14 protein-coding genes are annotated in these 15,168 nt (G+C 74.6%); 5 read left to right on the top strand and 9 right to left on the bottom strand.

Translation table 11 applies throughout. The features are described from left to right. Positions 1-35 precede the first annotated feature (35 nt). The gene (locus tag ACI78T_RS15515) at positions 36-584 is read left to right on the top strand and encodes a GtrA family protein (RefSeq protein ID WP_456559011.1); all 549 of its coding nucleotides are present in this window, start codon (positions 36-38) and stop codon (positions 582-584) included. Here the strand turns inward: ACI78T_RS15515 and ACI78T_RS15510 are convergent. From ACI78T_RS15510 to ACI78T_RS15475, 8 genes are all read right to left on the bottom strand, one after another. After that, the gene (locus tag ACI78T_RS15510) at positions 550-3,510 is read right to left on the bottom strand and encodes an AAA family ATPase (RefSeq protein ID WP_456559010.1); all 2,961 of its coding nucleotides are present in this window, start codon (positions 3,508-3,510) and stop codon (positions 550-552) included. The two genes, ACI78T_RS15515 and ACI78T_RS15510, sit on opposite strands and share 35 nt — an antisense overlap. Continuing rightward, complete coding sequence (locus ACI78T_RS15505; RefSeq protein WP_456559009.1) at positions 3,507-4,655, bottom strand: exonuclease SbcCD subunit D; 1,149 nt, start codon at positions 4,653-4,655, stop codon at positions 3,507-3,509. The genes ACI78T_RS15510 and ACI78T_RS15505 overlap by 4 nt, the downstream gene beginning before the upstream one ends. An 85-nt stretch (positions 4,656-4,740) precedes the next feature. Then, positions 4,741-5,364, bottom strand: coding sequence for a PH domain-containing protein (locus ACI78T_RS15500; protein WP_456559008.1), 624 nt, complete (start codon positions 5,362-5,364; stop codon positions 4,741-4,743). A 43-nt stretch (positions 5,365-5,407) separates the two neighbouring features. After that, a complete protein-coding gene (locus ACI78T_RS15495) occupies positions 5,408-6,238 on the bottom strand; it encodes a biotin--[acetyl-CoA-carboxylase] ligase (protein ID WP_456559007.1) in 831 nt (276 codons plus the stop codon). 33 nt (positions 6,239-6,271) lie between these two features. After that, the gene (locus ACI78T_RS15490) at positions 6,272-7,027 is read right to left on the bottom strand and encodes a decaprenylphospho-beta-D-erythro-pentofuranosid-2-ulose 2-reductase (RefSeq protein WP_456559006.1); all 756 of its coding nucleotides are present in this window, start codon (positions 7,025-7,027) and stop codon (positions 6,272-6,274) included. Beyond that, positions 7,024-8,379 (bottom strand): FAD-binding protein, encoded by a 1,356-nt coding sequence (locus ACI78T_RS15485; RefSeq protein WP_456559005.1) that lies wholly within the window; start codon positions 8,377-8,379, stop codon positions 7,024-7,026. The genes ACI78T_RS15490 and ACI78T_RS15485 overlap by 4 nt, the downstream gene beginning before the upstream one ends. After that, complete coding sequence (locus ACI78T_RS15480) at positions 8,372-9,352, bottom strand: decaprenyl-phosphate phosphoribosyltransferase (RefSeq protein WP_456559004.1); 981 nt, start codon at positions 9,350-9,352, stop codon at positions 8,372-8,374. The genes ACI78T_RS15485 and ACI78T_RS15480 overlap by 8 nt, the downstream gene beginning before the upstream one ends. 2 nt (positions 9,353-9,354) lie before the next feature. Continuing rightward, the gene (locus ACI78T_RS15475; RefSeq protein WP_456559003.1) at positions 9,355-9,876 is read right to left on the bottom strand and encodes a phosphatase PAP2 family protein; all 522 of its coding nucleotides are present in this window, start codon (positions 9,874-9,876) and stop codon (positions 9,355-9,357) included. A 226-nt stretch (positions 9,877-10,102) separates the two neighbouring features. On the opposite strand from ACI78T_RS15475, the gene ACI78T_RS15470 reads away from it, so the two are divergent. From ACI78T_RS15470 to ACI78T_RS15455, 4 genes are read left to right on the top strand one after another with little or no spacing between them, the layout of a single operon-like run. Continuing rightward, positions 10,103-11,731: an acyl-CoA carboxylase subunit beta gene (locus tag ACI78T_RS15470; RefSeq protein WP_456559002.1), complete on the top strand. Its 1,629-nt coding sequence runs from the start codon at positions 10,103-10,105 to the stop codon at positions 11,729-11,731. Then, positions 11,731-11,970 carry an acyl-CoA carboxylase subunit epsilon gene (locus ACI78T_RS15465; RefSeq protein ID WP_456559124.1) on the top strand — a complete coding sequence of 80 codons (240 nt, stop codon included), beginning with the start codon at positions 11,731-11,733 and terminating at the stop codon, positions 11,968-11,970. The genes ACI78T_RS15470 and ACI78T_RS15465 overlap by 1 nt, the downstream gene beginning before the upstream one ends. Next, entirely contained in the window at positions 11,967-12,575 is a 609-nt protein-coding gene (locus tag ACI78T_RS15460) for a Maf family protein (RefSeq protein WP_456559001.1), read from the top strand. The genes ACI78T_RS15465 and ACI78T_RS15460 overlap by 4 nt, the downstream gene beginning before the upstream one ends. A gap of 51 nt (positions 12,576-12,626) precedes the next feature. Continuing rightward, on the top strand, positions 12,627-14,387 hold the full coding sequence (locus tag ACI78T_RS15455) for an acetyl/propionyl/methylcrotonyl-CoA carboxylase subunit alpha (protein ID WP_456559000.1): 1,761 nt from the start codon (positions 12,627-12,629) through the stop codon (positions 14,385-14,387). A 20-nt stretch (positions 14,388-14,407) separates the two neighbouring features. Here the strand turns inward: ACI78T_RS15455 and ACI78T_RS15450 are convergent. Then, on the bottom strand, positions 14,408-15,168 hold a 761-nt coding region (locus ACI78T_RS15450; RefSeq protein WP_456558999.1), incomplete at its 5' end, for an LGFP repeat-containing protein.

The following is a 15,168-nucleotide window of genomic DNA, read 5'->3' as shown; positions in this document are numbered from 1 at the left end:
CCCATCGCGGATCCCCGGTCCGTACAGTCGGACGCGTGCCCCCGGTGACGCCTCTCTCCCTGCGGCGGCGGCTGCGCGGGATGCCGGTGGTCCGCGAGCTGGGTGCATTCGGCGTCGTGGGGGCGACGGCGTTCCTCGTCGACGTGGCGCTGTTCCAGGTGCTCTACGCCGTCGCCGGGCTGGACCCGGTGGCGGCGAAGCTGGCGTCGACCCTCGTCGCGACCACGGTGGCCTACACCGGACACCGGTACTGGTCGTTCGCCCACCGGGTGCGCACCCGCGTCCGGCGCTCGTTCCTGCTGTTCGCCCTGGTCAACGGGACGACGCTGCTCATCGGGCTCGGCATCGTGTGGTTCGTCCGCTACCCCCTGGACCAGGAGAGCGCGCTGGTGCTGCAGGCGGCGAACCTCGCCTCGATCGCGATCGGGACGGCGATCCGTTTCCTGGCCTACCGGCGCTGGGTCTTCCCGGCGCACTCCCCCGGGACGGCGTCGGGATCGGTGGCGGCGGTCGCGACCGCGCCCCGGGCCCCGGAGCCGCGCCCGCGGCTCAGCCCGCCAGCCGCGACCCGTTCCGCCCGCTGACCACCTCGAGCCGGGTGGGGATGCGGGTCCGCAGCTCCTCGACGTGGCTGATCACGCCGACGGTGCGCCCACCCCGCCGGAGCTCGTCCAGGACGGTCATGACCGCGTCCAGGGAGTCGGCGTCGAGCGTTCCGAAGCCCTCGTCGACGAAGAGCGTGTCGATCTCGACGCCCCCGCTCTCGGCGGTGACCACGTCGGCGAGGCCGAGGGCCAGCGCGAGCGAGGCCATGAAGCTCTCCCCGCCCGACAACGTCTTGGTCGGCCGGCGCAGGCCGGTGTACTCGTCGAGGACGTCGAGCCCCAGGCCGCCACGGGCCCCGTGGCGTCCCTGGGCGTCGCTGTGCAGGAAGGTGTAGCGGCCGCCGGACATCTCGGTCAGCCGCCGGCTCGCGACCTCCGCCACCTGCTCGAGGCGGGCGGCCAAGACGAACGACTGCAGCCGCATCTTGAGCGTGTTCGCGCCGCGGCCGTTGACCAGGTCGGCGAGCTCGGCGACCTGGTCGGCCCAGGCCCGCCGCTCCTCGAGCAGCACCTGCGTCGCGGTGATGTCGCCGGCGATCGTCTCGAGCGCCCCGGAGCACCGCCGCGCGCGGTCCAGCCCGGCGACGGCGTCCTCGCGCCGCCGGGTGACCTCGGCGCACAGCTCGCCCAGCGCGTCGAGGTCGGGGCGGAGGCCCAGGTCGGCGAGGTCCGGCTCGGCGAGGGCGGCGCGGACGACCGCCAGCGCGCGGTCGTGCTCCTCGATCCGGCGGTCGAGGACGGCCAGCCGTCCGGCGTCCGGCAGCGCGCCGGCCGCGTCGACCAGGTCGGGGAAGCCCGCCTCGGCCGCTCGCTTCTCCGCCGTGGTGCGCGCCGTCTCCGCCGCGGCCCGGGCGCGCAGGTCGTCGGCCTCGGCGTCCAGGGCGGCCTCGCAGCGCTCCGCGTGCGCGGTCAGCCGCCGCGCCCGCGAGGCGAGGTCGCGGTCGCCACCGCGCACCACGGCCAGCCGCTCGGTCAGCTCGTCGAGGGTCGCCCGCAACGCGGCCCGCTCGGCGGTGCGGGCCCGGAGCTCCTCCCGGTCGGCGGCCAGGCGGGCGTCGGCCGCCTCCCGCTCGGCGAGCACCGCGGCGCGCGCGGCGCGGGCGCCGTCGAGCCCGGCGGCCAGCGCGGTGGCGGCGTCGAGTTCCCCCTGCTCGACGGCCAGCCGGCCGGCCAGCTCGGCGGCGGGGAGGCCGCCGGTGCGCGCGAGCTGGGCGGCGAGCTCCCGCTCCTGCTCCTCGACGACGAGCTGCGCCGCCGACGAGGCGGCCTCCGCGCGGTCGGCGGCGTCCCTGGCCGCCTGCTCGTCGTCGGCGGTGACGACCGGTCCCTCGTGCGTGGCGGGCCGGGGGTGCTCGACCGCCCCGCAGACCGGGCACCCGGCGCCGTCGGCGAGCTGCGCGGCCAGCTCGGCGGCCATCCCCTCCAGCCGTGCGGCACGCAGCCCCACCCAGCGTTCGCGGGCGTCCACCGACGCCTCACGGGCGCGCAGCGCGGCCCCGCGCGAGGCGGTGACGAGCGGCTGCAGCTCCTCGGCCCGGCGTGCGGCCGTCAGCGCCGTCGCGGTGGCGTCCCGGGCGACCCGCAGCCCGGGCAGGCGTGCCGCGGCGTCCTGGGCGACCTCGACCCGCCGTTCCTGCTCCGCGACGCGGGACGGCCAGGTGCCGGCCGCCGCCGTTTCCTCGTCGCACCGGGCGGCGAGGCGGGCCAGCTCGCCGTCGAGCCGGGCGACGGAGCGCTCCAGCGCCGTGGCCCGGTCGACCTCCGGCAGCAGCGCACGGACCTCGGCCGCCTGGTCGCGGAGAGCGCGGGACAGCGACGTGGTGGCCTCCCGGCCGTCGGCGACCGCGGCCCATGCCGCGCGGGCGGCCCGCAGCGCCGCCTCGGCCTGCTCGGCCACCAGGGCCGCCCGGCCGGCGGCCTCCAGGACGTCGCGGAGGGGCTCGGCCCGGCGCCCGGCGTCGCGCTCCTCCCGCAGCGGCGCCAGCTCCTCCTGCTGCGCGGTGAGCAGCTCGAGCTCGCGGCGGGCACGGTCGCGGCGGTCGTGCCGGTCGGCGACGGCGCGCGCCGCGGCCAGCTCGGCGTCGACGCGGGCGGCCTCGGCGGCGGCCTCGTCGGCCTGCGCGGACGCGATGTCGAGCCTCGCCCGGGCAGTGGAGCGGACCTCGCCCACCCACGAGTCGACGCGGGCGCCCGGCGCGGCGCCGACGAGCTCGGGGGCCAGCTCCTCCGGCACCTCGACGTCGGCGATCTGGGCCACGCGGGCCAGCAGCGTGCTCATGGAGCCGCGCACCTGCTCCAGCGCGGCGCGCGCGGTGCCGCGCTCGGCGGCCAGCCACTCCTCGGCCCGGGCGAAGCGGTCGACGTCGAAGAGCGTCCGGAGCAGCCGGCCGCGGTCCTCCGGCTCGGCGCGCAGGAAGCGGGCGAAGTCGCCCTGCGGGAGCAGCACCACCTGGCAGAACTGCTCGGCCGAGAGCCCGAGCCGGGTGCGCAGGTACTCCGAGCCCTCGTCGATCCGGGTGCTGACCGGCTCCCAGGTGTTCCCGGCCCAGCGCTGCACGGTGAGCCGGGCCTGCTCGGTGGTCGAGCCGGTCCCCCGCTTCTTCGGCCGCTGCTGCTCCGGCCGTCGGATGACCCGCAACCGCTCGCCGCCCAGCGTCACCTCGCACGCGACCTCCGTGCGGACCGAGTCGCCGGCGTGGTCGCTGCGCAGCCGGCGCTCCTCGCCGCGGGCTCCCGGGACCGTGCCGTACAGGGCGTAGACGACCCCGTCCAGCAGCGTGGTCTTGCCGGCGCCGGTCGGGCCCCAGAGCAGGAAGAGCCCGTCGCGGCCCACCTCGTCCAGGTCGACCTCGACGGTCTCCGCGAACGGGCCGAACGCGGTGAGCGACAGGGAGTGGACCCTCACCGGGCCGCCTCGTCGCGGTCGGCGGCGGTGAGCGCGCGCCCGAGCAGCGCCAGCTCCCCGGGCGCCGCGGCGACGCCCCGGACGTGGCGGACGAACTCCTGCGCCACGTCGAGGTCGGCCCGGCCGCGGAGCCGCTCCTGGTAGCTGCGCCCGTCGGGGGCGGCGCCCGAGCCGGTCCACTCCAGGTGCACGCAGTGCGGGAACCGGCCCTGCAGGGCGCGCATCGGGTCGGTGGGCCGCACCGGATCGGTCAGCCGGGCGGAGACGAAGTGCGACTCCGCGGCGGCGTGCCCGGGGTCGGCCAGCAGCTCGGCGAGGGTGCCGGTGAGGATGCTGAGCGCCCGCGGGAGGGGCAGCGGCACGGCGCGCACGTCGGCGAGGCCGGTCGCGTCGAGGTCGACCAGCCACGCCTGCTTCTGCTGGCCGGCCTCCCCGAAGGAGTAGGGCAGCGGGGAGCCGCTGTAGCGGATGCGCGGCGTGAGCGTCTGCGGCCGGTGGAGGTGGCCGAGGGCGACGTAGTCGACACCGTCGAAGACCGGGGCCGGCACGAGGTCGACGCCACCCACGCTGATGTCCCGCTCGCTGTCGCTGGCCACCCCGCCACCGACGAACGCGTGCGCCAGCACCACCGAGCGCGTGCCCGGGCGGAGGAAGAGGTCGGCCCGCACCCGGTCCATGGCCGCGGACAGCACCGCCTCGTGGCTGCGGGCCGTGTCGACGCCGAGCTCGAAGCGGGCGATCTCCGGCTCGAGGAAGGGCAGCCCGTACACCGCCACGTCGCCGTGCTCGTCGGAGAGCAGGACCGGCTCGTCGACCTTCTGCGTCTCCGCGCGGACGTGCAGCCCGCCCGCGGCGAGCAGTTCGGAGAACGTGCCCAGCCGCCGCGCCGAGTCGTGGTTGCCCGGGGTGAGCACGACGGTCGCCCCGGCCCGGCGGAGCCGCGCGACGACCCGGCTCAGGACCGCCGTCGCGTCCGCCGACGGGACGGCGCGGTCGTAGACGTCGCCCGCCACCAGGACGACGTCGACCGACTCCGCGGCCACCACGTCGGCCAGCGCCCCCAACACCGCCTCCTGCTCGGCGAGCAGGTCGGTGCCGTGCAGCGACCGGCCGATGTGCCAGTCGGAGGTGTGCAGCAGGCGCATGCCCGGAAGGTAGGCAGCGGGTCCGACAGAAAGCGGTCAGGCGCGCCGTGACGGAACCGTCACATCCGGTGGTTCGCCCCGGGTGTCACAGCACCCGCGTGCGGCGTCCGCCGCGCGGGTCGTCGGGCCAGCCCTCGTCGCCGGACCAGCCGTCCGGGGCGTCGGGGTCGTCGTCCGGCCACTCCCCGCGGATGTACCCGGCGCTCTCCTGCACCCGGCGGTCGGCGTCCTCCTCGATCATGTGGTTGACCAGGAGCTGGACGCCGTCGCTGTCGGGGATGCGCCGCAGCACCGTGGCCCCGCTGTCGCCCGCCGTCTCGATGGTCAGCGTGCCCGAGTTCACGACGCGCTCCCACAGGGTCTGGCTGTAGGAGACGTCGGTGATCCGCGAGAGGCCGAGGTCGCGGCCGCGCCGGGCGAGGATGCCCTCGCGGAAGAGCAGCCGGTGGGTGGTCACCACGTAGTGCGTCGTCCGCCAGCGCAGGAGCGGGACCAGCACGGTGACCAGCAGGAGCAGCACCGCGGCGACGACGATCACCAGCCGGAGCACGCCCTGCTGCCGCCCGTCCGGGACGAGGGCCGCGCCGAACGAGGCGGCGCCCACGACGAGCAGGAGCCGCACGACGGGCCAGAAGACCGTCAGCCAGTGCGGGTGGAGGTGCCGGACGACCTCTTCGTCGTCCGCGAGCAGCTTGTCCGGGTAGGGCACACCCCCAGGATGCCGGGCCGGCAGCCGGATCCGTGGTCCGTCGCTACGCGCGTCGCACGTGCCGCACGTCGCCGGAGGCGAGCGCGACCGTGCCGTCGGCGGTCGCGACCACGAGCCGGCCGTCCCAGTCGACCGCCTCGGCGACGCCGTCGAGGGTGGAGCCGTCGGGGAGCGTGACCACCACGGCGCTGCCCACCGTCGAGGACCACGCCAGGTAGTCCTGCGCCAGCCCGGAGGACACGGGGTCGCCGAGAACGGTCGTCCAGCGCCGGTACCGCGCCTCGACCGCCCGCAGGAAGGCGAGCAGCACCGGGCCGCGGTCGACGGTGGCGCCCGTGACGACGCCGAGCGAGGTCCCCGACTCCGGCAGCTCCGCGGCCGACGTGGAGACGTTCAGCCCCACACCCACGACGACGGCGTCGCCGGTGCTCTGGGCCAGGATGCCGGCCAGCTTGCGCCCGTCCCGGGCCAGCAGGTCGTTGGGCCACTTCACCGAGGAGATCACCCCGGTCACCTCGCGCACGGATTCCGCGAGCGCGACGGCGACCAGCAACGGCAGCCACCCGCGCCGGCCGGCGGGGACGTCCGGGCGCAGCAGGAAGGACACGGTGATGCCGGCACGCGGCGGGGAGGTCCAGGTCCGGTCCAGCCGGCCACGGCCGGCCACCTGGTGCTCGGCCACCAGCACGGCGCCCTCGGCGTACTCCGCGTCGGCGGCGCGCGCGACCAGCTCGGCGTTCGTCGACCCGATCTCCGGCACCACCTCCAGCGAGCGCCACAGCCCGGTGTCCCGGGTGAGCGCCGACTGCAGCGCCACCGCGTCGAGCCCCGGGCGCTCCAGGTCGGACCAGCGGGACGGCGTCGGATCGGGCACGGGTCACACGCTAGACACCGCGCGGGACGGTGCTCAGACCGGCAGCCGGCGGAAGAGCGCCCGCGGGGTGTGCCGCAGCCCGCTCATGACCCATCGCATCGCACCCGGGACCCAGACCGTGTGCCGTTTCCTGCGGATCCCGGTGACGATCGCCTCGGCGACGGCCTCGGGCGTCGTCGCCAGGGGCGCGGGATCGAGCCCCTCGGTCATCTTCGACCGCACGAAGCCGGGCCGGACGACCAGGACCGAGACCCCCGTGCCGACGAGCGAGTCGGCCAGCCCGCTGAAGAACGCGTCCAGCCCGGCCTTCGTGGACCCGTACACGAAGTTCGAGGCCCGCGCGCGCTCCCCGGCCACGGAGGACAGCGCCACGATGACGCCGTGGCCCTGGTCGCGCATCCGGTTCGCCAGCTCCGTCCCCACCACGGTGGGCACGACGTAGTTGACGTGGGTGAGCTCGGCCACGGCACGAGGATCGGTGCGCAACCGCTCGGCGTCCCCGAGGAGGCCGAAGGCGACCAGCGCGACGTCGATGTCCCCGCCGGCGGACGCCTCGGCGACGACGCGGGCCGGCGCCCCGGGGTCTGCGGCGTCGAAGTCGAGGACCTCGACCGCCCCGCCGGCCGCCCGCAGCTCCTCGGCCACGGACGCACGCCGCGGGGTGTCCCGCGCGGCCAGCACGATCCGCAGCGGGCGCTCGGCGAGGTAGCGCCGGGCGGTGGCCACGGCGATGTCGGAGGTACCGCCGACGAGGAGGAGCGAGCCGACGGTGCCCAGGGCGTCGATCACAGGCCGAGCCTCCGTGCCAGGTCGGAGGTGAAGACGCCCTGGGGGTCCACCTGCGCGCGGACGGCCCGGAAGTCGCCGAGCCGGGGGTACATCGGCGCGAACAGCTCGGGCCGCACCCGGGAGTCCTTCGCCAGGTAGATGCGCCCGCCGGCGCCGACGACGAGCTCGTCGAGCTGGTCCAGGAGGGCGGCCAGGCCCTTCACGACGGGGATGTCGAGGGCCAGCGTCCAGCCCGGCGACGGGTAGGACAGCATCCCGGGGTTGCCGTCGCCGAAGCGCTTGAGGACGGCGAGGAACGAGGCATGGCCGGAGCTGCTGATCCGCCGCAGGGCCTCGCGCAGCGCGTCCTCCTCACCGAACGGCACGGTGAACTGGTACTGCACGAAGCCCCGCGGGCCGTAGATGCGGTTCCAGGCCCCGACGCCGTCGAGCGGGTGGAAGAACGTGGGGATGCTCTGCAGCTGGTCGCGCTTCCGCTTCGGCGATTTCCGGTACCAGAGCTCGTTGAACGCGGCGACCGTGGCGGAGTTGAGCAGGCCCGGCGGGAAGACCGGCGGAGCGGAGAGCTTGATCGAGCTGGAGTAGCGCAGCGGGTCGTCCTGCCGCTTCGCCGGCAGCTCGTCACGGCGGGCGAAGCGGCCGCGGGTCAGCACCGACCGACCCATGCGCGCGCCCTTGGCGACGCAGTCGATCCAGGCGACCGAGTAGTCGTAGAGGTGATCGGTCTCGGTGAGCAGCGCCAGCAGCGCGTCCAGATCGGGCGTCCGGTCGGTGTCGACCAGGATCTGCGAGGACTCGATCGGTTTCATCCGCACACGGGCGCGCAGGATGACACCGGTCAGGCCCATGCCGCCGGCGGTGGCCCAGAACAGGTCGGCGTCGCTGTCGGGCCCCACCCGGCGCACCCGGCCGTCGGCGGTGAGCAGGTCCAGCCAGACGACGTGCTGGCTGAAGCTGCCGACGCGGTGGTGGTTCTTGCCGTGGATGTCCGCGGCGATCGCCCCACCCACCGTCACGTAGCGGGTGCCGGCCGTGACGGGCACGAAGAAGCCCTTCGGGACGAACAGGGTCATCAGGCGGTCGAGCGAGATGCCCGCCTCGACCTCGACCTCACCGGTGTCGAGGTCCGCGGACAGGACCCGGTCCAGCGGCGTCATGTCGAGGACGTGGCCGCCGGCGTTCTGCGCCGCGTCGCCGTAGCTCCGGGCCAGCCCGCGCGCCAGGAGTCCGCGTTCCGGCCGGCCGGCGAGGACCGCGCGGGCAACCTCCTCGCTGTCCACGGCGTCGAGGAGGGCGACCGTGGGGGCGGTGCGACCCCAGCCGGTCAACGGCACGGCGAGGCGCTCAGCCACCGAAGACACCGAGCCCCACGGTCGACGCCCAGATGACGCCGAGTGCCAGCAGTACGCGGTCGTGCAGCACGATCTCCTCCGGCGCACCCGCGGTGCCCTTGTCCACGTCCACTGCGTACCGCAGGATCCCGAGCACGAACGGGGCCACCGAGATCGTCGCCCACGGGACGCCCGGCTGGCGCTCGACCATCTCGAAGGCCCACAGGCTGTAGGCCGTGACGGCGACACCTGCCGAGAGGCTCCACACGAACCGCAGGTAGCTCCGCGAGTACTCCTGCAGCGTCTTCCGGGTGGCGGCCTCGTCACCGACGAGGACCAGCTCCGAGTAGCGCTTCCCGGCCACCATGAACAGCGACCCGAAGGCGGCCACCAGCAGGAACCACTGCGAGAGGAGCAACCCGGCGGCGGCACCGCCGGCGATGCCCCGCAGCAGGAAGCCCGACGCCACCGCCGCCAGGTCGATCACCGGCTGGTTCTTCAGGAACGTGCAGTAGGCCAGCTGGACGACGACGTAGGTGCCCATGACCCAGGCCAGGGCCGGACGCGTGAGCAGCACCGCGGCCGTGAGGGACGCCGCGAACAGCAGCGCCGCCAGCGCCACGGCCACCGGACGGGGCACGATGCCCGCCGCGATCGGCCGGAACCGCTTCCGCGGGTGCCGGCGGTCCTCCGCCACGTCGATGGAGTCGTTGACGAGGTACACCCCCGACGACGCGAGGCAGAAGAGGACGAAGGCCACCGCGGTGGGTCCCAGGACGTCGGGTTCCGCGATCCGGCCGGCCGCGAGCGGAGCCGCCAGGACCAGGACGTTCTTGACCCACTGCCTCGGACGGAGAGCGCGCGCGAGCCCCCAGAGCAGCGATCCGCGGAACCCTCCGGGGCGCGGTGGGAGTTCCGGCTGCGGGAGGGCGACCGGCCCGCCCGTCACCGGGCGGGCCCGGGACGCCGACACGGGGCCCGCGGCGTCGGCCACCCTCAGACCTCCCTGTGCCCGGAGCGCGCCATGCGCCGCCGGACGACCGCGGCCGTGCCGCCACCCAGCACCGCGCCCGTGACGACGTCGGAGGGGTAGTGCACACCCAGCAGCACCCGCGAGACGCACATGAGCCCCACCGCACCGGCGAGCGCCGGACGACCCAGCATCGGCCCGAAGCCGACGGCGGCCGCGGCGGTGCTGCAGCTGTGCGCGCTCGGGAAGGAGAGCAGGCTGGGGGTCACGACCAGTGCGGGCACGTCGTGCAGATCGGGTCGCACCCGCCGCACGACGCGCTTGACCACGACGCCGGAGGCATGCGCGGCGACGACCCCGACGACCCCGGCCCTCCACTCCTCGCGCCGGCGGCCGGTCAGCCAGCCCACCGCTCCCAGCACGAGCCAACCGGCCGCGTGGTCACCGAAGTGCGAGAGAGCCCGTGCGACGGGGACGGCAGGGGTGGTGCCGAGTCTCCGGCGGGTCCAGCGGAGCACGGCGTGGTCGGCGCGCGTGAGCGCGGTCACGTGGGCGGACATCATGAGGATTCGACTGTAACGGCGGCGCACGGGCCGCCACCCCACCCCGACGGGCGAATGAGCCCTCGAGGCATGCGCTGCCTGGGCCGCTCGTGTCGAGGCCCGCGGGGCCCTCCCCTACGCTACGGCCCGTGACCGGCCCGCCCGGTCGCGCCGAGCAGAGCTGTGCCGCACCGACGCGGCCGACCAGCGCCAGCGAGGAGACCGAGACCGCGTGAGTGCCGCCGAACTCGAGAGCGCCGGGGAGCACGTCCCAGACGACATCGACATCCACACGACCGCCGGCAAGCTGGCGGACTTCGAGCGGCGCGTGCAGGAGGCCACGCACGCCGGCTCCGAACGCGCCGTGGAGAAGCAGCACGCCGCGGGCAAGATGACCGCCCGCGAGCGGATCGAGGCGCTGCTGGACCCGGGCTCGTTCACGGAGTTCGACGAGTTCGCCCGGCACCGCTCCACGAACTTCGGCATGGAGTCCAAGCGGCCCTTCGGCGACGGCGTCGTCACCGGCTACGGCACCGTGGACGGCCGGCCGGTCGCGATCTTCTCCCAGGACGTCACCGTCTTCGGCGGCAGCCTCGGCGAGGTCTACGGCGAGAAGATCGTCAAGATCCTCGACTTCGCCATGAAGAACGGCTGCCCGATCATCGGGATCAACGAGGGCGGCGGTGCCCGGATCCAGGAGGGCGTGGTCTCCCTCGGCCTCTACGGCGAGATCTTCCAGCGCAACGTGCACGCCTCGGGCGTCATCCCCCAGATCTCGCTGGTGATGGGCCCGGCGGCCGGCGGGCACGTCTACTCCCCCGCGCTCACCGACTTCATCGTGATGGTCGACAAGACCAGCCAGATGTTCATCACCGGCCCCGACGTGGTGAAGACCGTGACCGGCGAGGACGTCACCCTCGAGGAGCTCGGCGGCGCCCGCACGCACAACACCAAGTCCGGCGTCGCCCACTACCTCGGCGAGGACGAGGCCGACGCGCTCGACTACGTCAAGGCGCTGCTGTCCTACCTGCCGAGCAACAACCTCGACCCGCTGCCGGCGCTCGACGTCCCGCCGGTCGAGACGGTGCTGCCCGACGCCCTCACCGACGAGGACCTCGAGCTCGACACGTTCATCCCGGATTCGGCGAACACCCCCTACGACATGCACACCGTCATCGAGCACGTCGTCGACGACGGCGAGTTCCTCGAGGTGCAGCCGCTGTTCGCGCCCAACATCCTCATCGGCTTCGGCCGCGTCGAGGGGCGCCCGGTCGGCATCGTGGCCAACCAGCCCACGCAGTTCGCGGGCACCCTCGACATCGACGCCAGCGAGAAGGCCGCGCGGTTCGTCCGCACCTGCGACGCCTTCAACATCCCGGTCCTCACGTTCGTCGACGTCCCAGGCTTCCTGCCCGGGACGTCGCAGGAGTGGGAGGGCATCATCCGGCGCGGCGCCAAGCTCATCTACGCCTACGCCGAGGCGACGGTCCCGAAGGTCACGGTCATCACGCGCAAGGCCTACGGCGGTGCCTACGACGTCATGGGGTCCAAGCACCTCGGGGCCGACGTCAACCTGGCCTGGCCGAGCGCGCAGATCGCCGTCGTCGGGGCCCAGGGCGCCGTCGGCATCCTCTACCGCAAGGAACTCGCCGCCGCCGACGACCCCGACGCCCGCCGGGCCGAGCTGATCGCGGAGTACGAGGACACCCTCGCCAACCCCTACATCGCCGCCGACCGCGGGTACGTCGACGCCGTCATCGCGCCGTCGACGACCCGCGTCCAGGTGACCAAGGCGCTGCGCGTCCTGGCGAACAAGCGGCAGACGCTGCCGCCCAAGAAGCACGGCAACATCCCGCTGTGATGGGCTCCGAGACCACCGCCGAGGCCCCGCAGCGACCCCCGCTGCTGCGGGTCGTCAAGGGCGAGCCGTCCGCCGAGGAGCTCGCCGCGCTCACCGTCGTCGTCGCGGCGCTGTCGCAGCGCCGCGAGCGCCGGCGGCCTGCTCCGGTCGGCGCGTGGGCCGCCTACACCGACGGCCACCGCCGTCCCCTGGCCGCCGGGCACGGCGGCTGGCGCGCCTCGGGGAGGTTCGCCCAGTGAGCATCGATCGCCGGCTCGTCCTCGCCTCGGCCTCCCCCGCACGGCTCTCCCTGCTGCGCCAGGCGGGCCTGTCCCCGGAGGTCGTCGTCAGCAACGTCGACGAGTCCACGGTGACCGCCCCACGGGTCGCCGAGCAGGTCGCCCTGCTGGCCGCGGCGAAGGCCGCGGCGGTCGCCAAGCAGGAGACCGACGCCCTGGTCATCGGCTGCGACTCCCTGCTGGAGTTCCACGGCAAGCCGCTCGGCAAGCCGGCCGACGCCGCCGACGCCCGTGACCGCTGGCAGCGGATGGCCGGCCGGTCGGGCGTCCTGCACACCGGCCAGGCGCTGTTCGACGTCCAGGACGGCGCCGTCGTGGGTCGCGACATCGCCGTCGCCTCCACGGTCGTGTACTTCGCGACCCCCACGCCGCAGGAGATCGAGGCCTACCTCGCCACCGGTGAGCCGCTGGCCGTGGCCGGCGCCTTCACCCTGGACGGGCTCGGCGCGCCGTTCGTCCGCCGCGTCGAGGGCGACCCCGCCGCCGTGGTGGGCCTGTCGCTCACCGTCCTGCGCACGCAGCTGGCCAAGCGCGGCCTGGCCATCACCGACCTCTGGCGCCGCTGACCAGCGGCTCCACCCACGTCCGAACGCTCGACTCGAAGAGGAGTACCGCCGGTGCAGAAGGTCCTGATCGCCAACCGCGGTGAGATCGCGGTGCGCGTGGCACGCGCCTGCAAGGACGAGGGCCTGACCAGCGTCGCCGTCTACGCCGAGCCCGACCGGGACGCCCTGCACGTACGCGTCGCCGACGAGGCCTTCGCCCTGGGCGGGACGACGCCCGGCGACTCCTACCTGGTCATCGAGAAGATCATCGACGCCGCGAAGCAGTCCGGCGCCGACGCGGTGCACCCCGGCTACGGCTTCCTCTCCGAGAACGCCGACTTCGCCCAGGCGGTGCTCGACGCGGGCCTCACCTGGATCGGCCCCTCCCCCGAGGCGATCGTCGCCCTCGGCGACAAGGTGCAGGCCCGCCACATCGCGACCAAGGTGGGCGCGCCGCTGGTCCCCGGCACCAAGGAGCCGGTGAAGGACGCCGACGAGGTCGTGGCCTTCGCGCAGGAGCACGGGATGCCGATCGCCATCAAGGCGGCGTTCGGTGGCGGCGGCCGCGGCCTCAAGGTGGTCCGGGACGAGAAGGAGATCCCCGAGCAGTTCGACTCGGCGGTGCGCGAGGCGGTCTCCGCCTTCGGCCGCGGCGAGTGCTTCGTGGAGAAGTTCCTCGACAAGCCCCGGCACGTCGAGGCGCAGGTGCTGGCCGACACGCACGGCAATGTCGTCGTCGTCGGCACCCGCGACTGCTCGCTGCAGCGGCGCAACCAGAAGCTCGTCGAGGAGGCGCCCGCGCCCTTCCTGAGCCCGGAGCAGCGGATCCGGATCCACGAGTCCGCCAAGGCCATCTGCAAGGAGGCCGGCTACCACGGCGCCGGCACCGTCGAGTACCTCGTCGGCGTGGACGGGTCGATCTCCTTCCTGGAGGTCAACACCCGCCTGCAGGTCGAGCACCCGGTCTCGGAGGAGACGTCGGGCATCGACCTGGTCCGCCAGCAGTTCCGCATCGCCCGCGGCGAGGAGCTGGAGATCACCGAGGACCCCGAGCCGCGCGGGCACAGCATCGAGTTCCGCATCAACGCCGAGGACGCCGGCCGCAACTTCATGCCGGCTCCCGGCCCGGTCACCCGCCTGGAGATCCCCCAGGGCCCCGGCGTGCGCTGGGACTCCGGCGTCGAGACCGGCGGCGAGGTGGCGGGCGCGTTCGACTCCATGCTGGCCAAGCTCATCGTCACCGGCGCCACCCGCGGGCAGGCGCTCGAGCGCGCCCGCCGCGCCCTGGACGAGCTGGTCGTCGAGGGCATGCCGACGGTCATCCCGTTCCACCGGGCCGTCGTGCGCGACGAGGCGTTCACCACCGAGCCGTTCACGGTCCACACCCGCTGGATCGAGACCGAGTGGGACAACCAGATCCAGCCCTACGACGCGGCTCCCGCCGAGGAGAAGGACGACGCCCCGCGGCAGACCGTCGTCGTCGAGGTGGGCGGCCGTCGGCTCGAGGTCTCCCTGCCCGCCGGGCTCGCGGCCGGCGGCGGCGGCGTCACTGCCGGTGCGGCCGCCAAGCCGCGCAAGCGCGGCGGTGGTGGCGGCGGCTCGGCCGCGTCCGGCGACTCCCTCACCTCGCCCATGCAGGGCACGATCGTCAAGGTCGCCGTCGAGGACGGCGCGACCGTCGAGGCCGGCGACCTGGTCGTCGTGCTCGAGGCGATGAAGATGGAGCAGCCCATCACCGCGCACAAGGCCGGCACGATCTCCGGCCTGTCCGCCGAGGTCGGCGCGGCGGTGACCAGCGGCGCCGTCATCTGCACCATCGCCGACGCCGGGTAGCCGCGGGTGCGGTCACCCGCTCAGGAGCGGGTGACCGCACCCGTGCCGCTGTCGTACGTCAGCGTTCCGCCCTGGAAGTCCTGGGCGACCCCACCGGCGACCGCGCGACTGGTCGAGGTGGGGTAGCCCAGCGCCCCGCGCTCGGCCGACTGCGCCCTCCAGTGGTCCCGGATCGCACCGCTGACGGCGAAGCCGAGGGTGGCAGGTGACCAGTACACGGAGCCGTGCTCGAAGTGCTGGGCGCAGCCCGATCTCGCCAGACCGCACACCATCTCGGTGAGCGGGTACCCGAGGCTGCCACCCCCGCCACCGTTGGCGACCCAGGTCTGGTGGATCCCCCCGCGCACCAGGTGCGTGCCGGTCGCGGCCGACCACACCACCTCACCGATCTCGAACGGCTGCCCACAGCCGCCACCGGTGCACGTCATCGGCCCGGTCGGATAGCCCAACCCCGCCTCGGCACCCCGGGCCGCCCAGTAACCGCGGATCCCGCCGGCCACCCCGTGGGCACCCGTCGCCGGCGACCAGTACAACGCCCCGTACTGGAACGACTGCACGCACCCACCGCGCAGCTGACCGCACACCATCTCCGCCGCCGGCGCACCCAACCAGCCCGACCCCCGGCCCGCCGCGACCCACGCCTGGTGGATCCCCCCGCGCACCAGGTGCGTGCCGGTCGCCGCCGACCACACCACCTCACCGATCTCGAACGGCTGCCCACAGCCGCCACCGGTGCACGTCATCGGCCCGGTCGGATAGCCCAACCCCGCCTCGGCACCCC

The organism is Blastococcus sp. SYSU D00922 (assembly GCF_054050495.1).
This window is presented reverse-complemented; position numbering and strand designations above follow the sequence as displayed.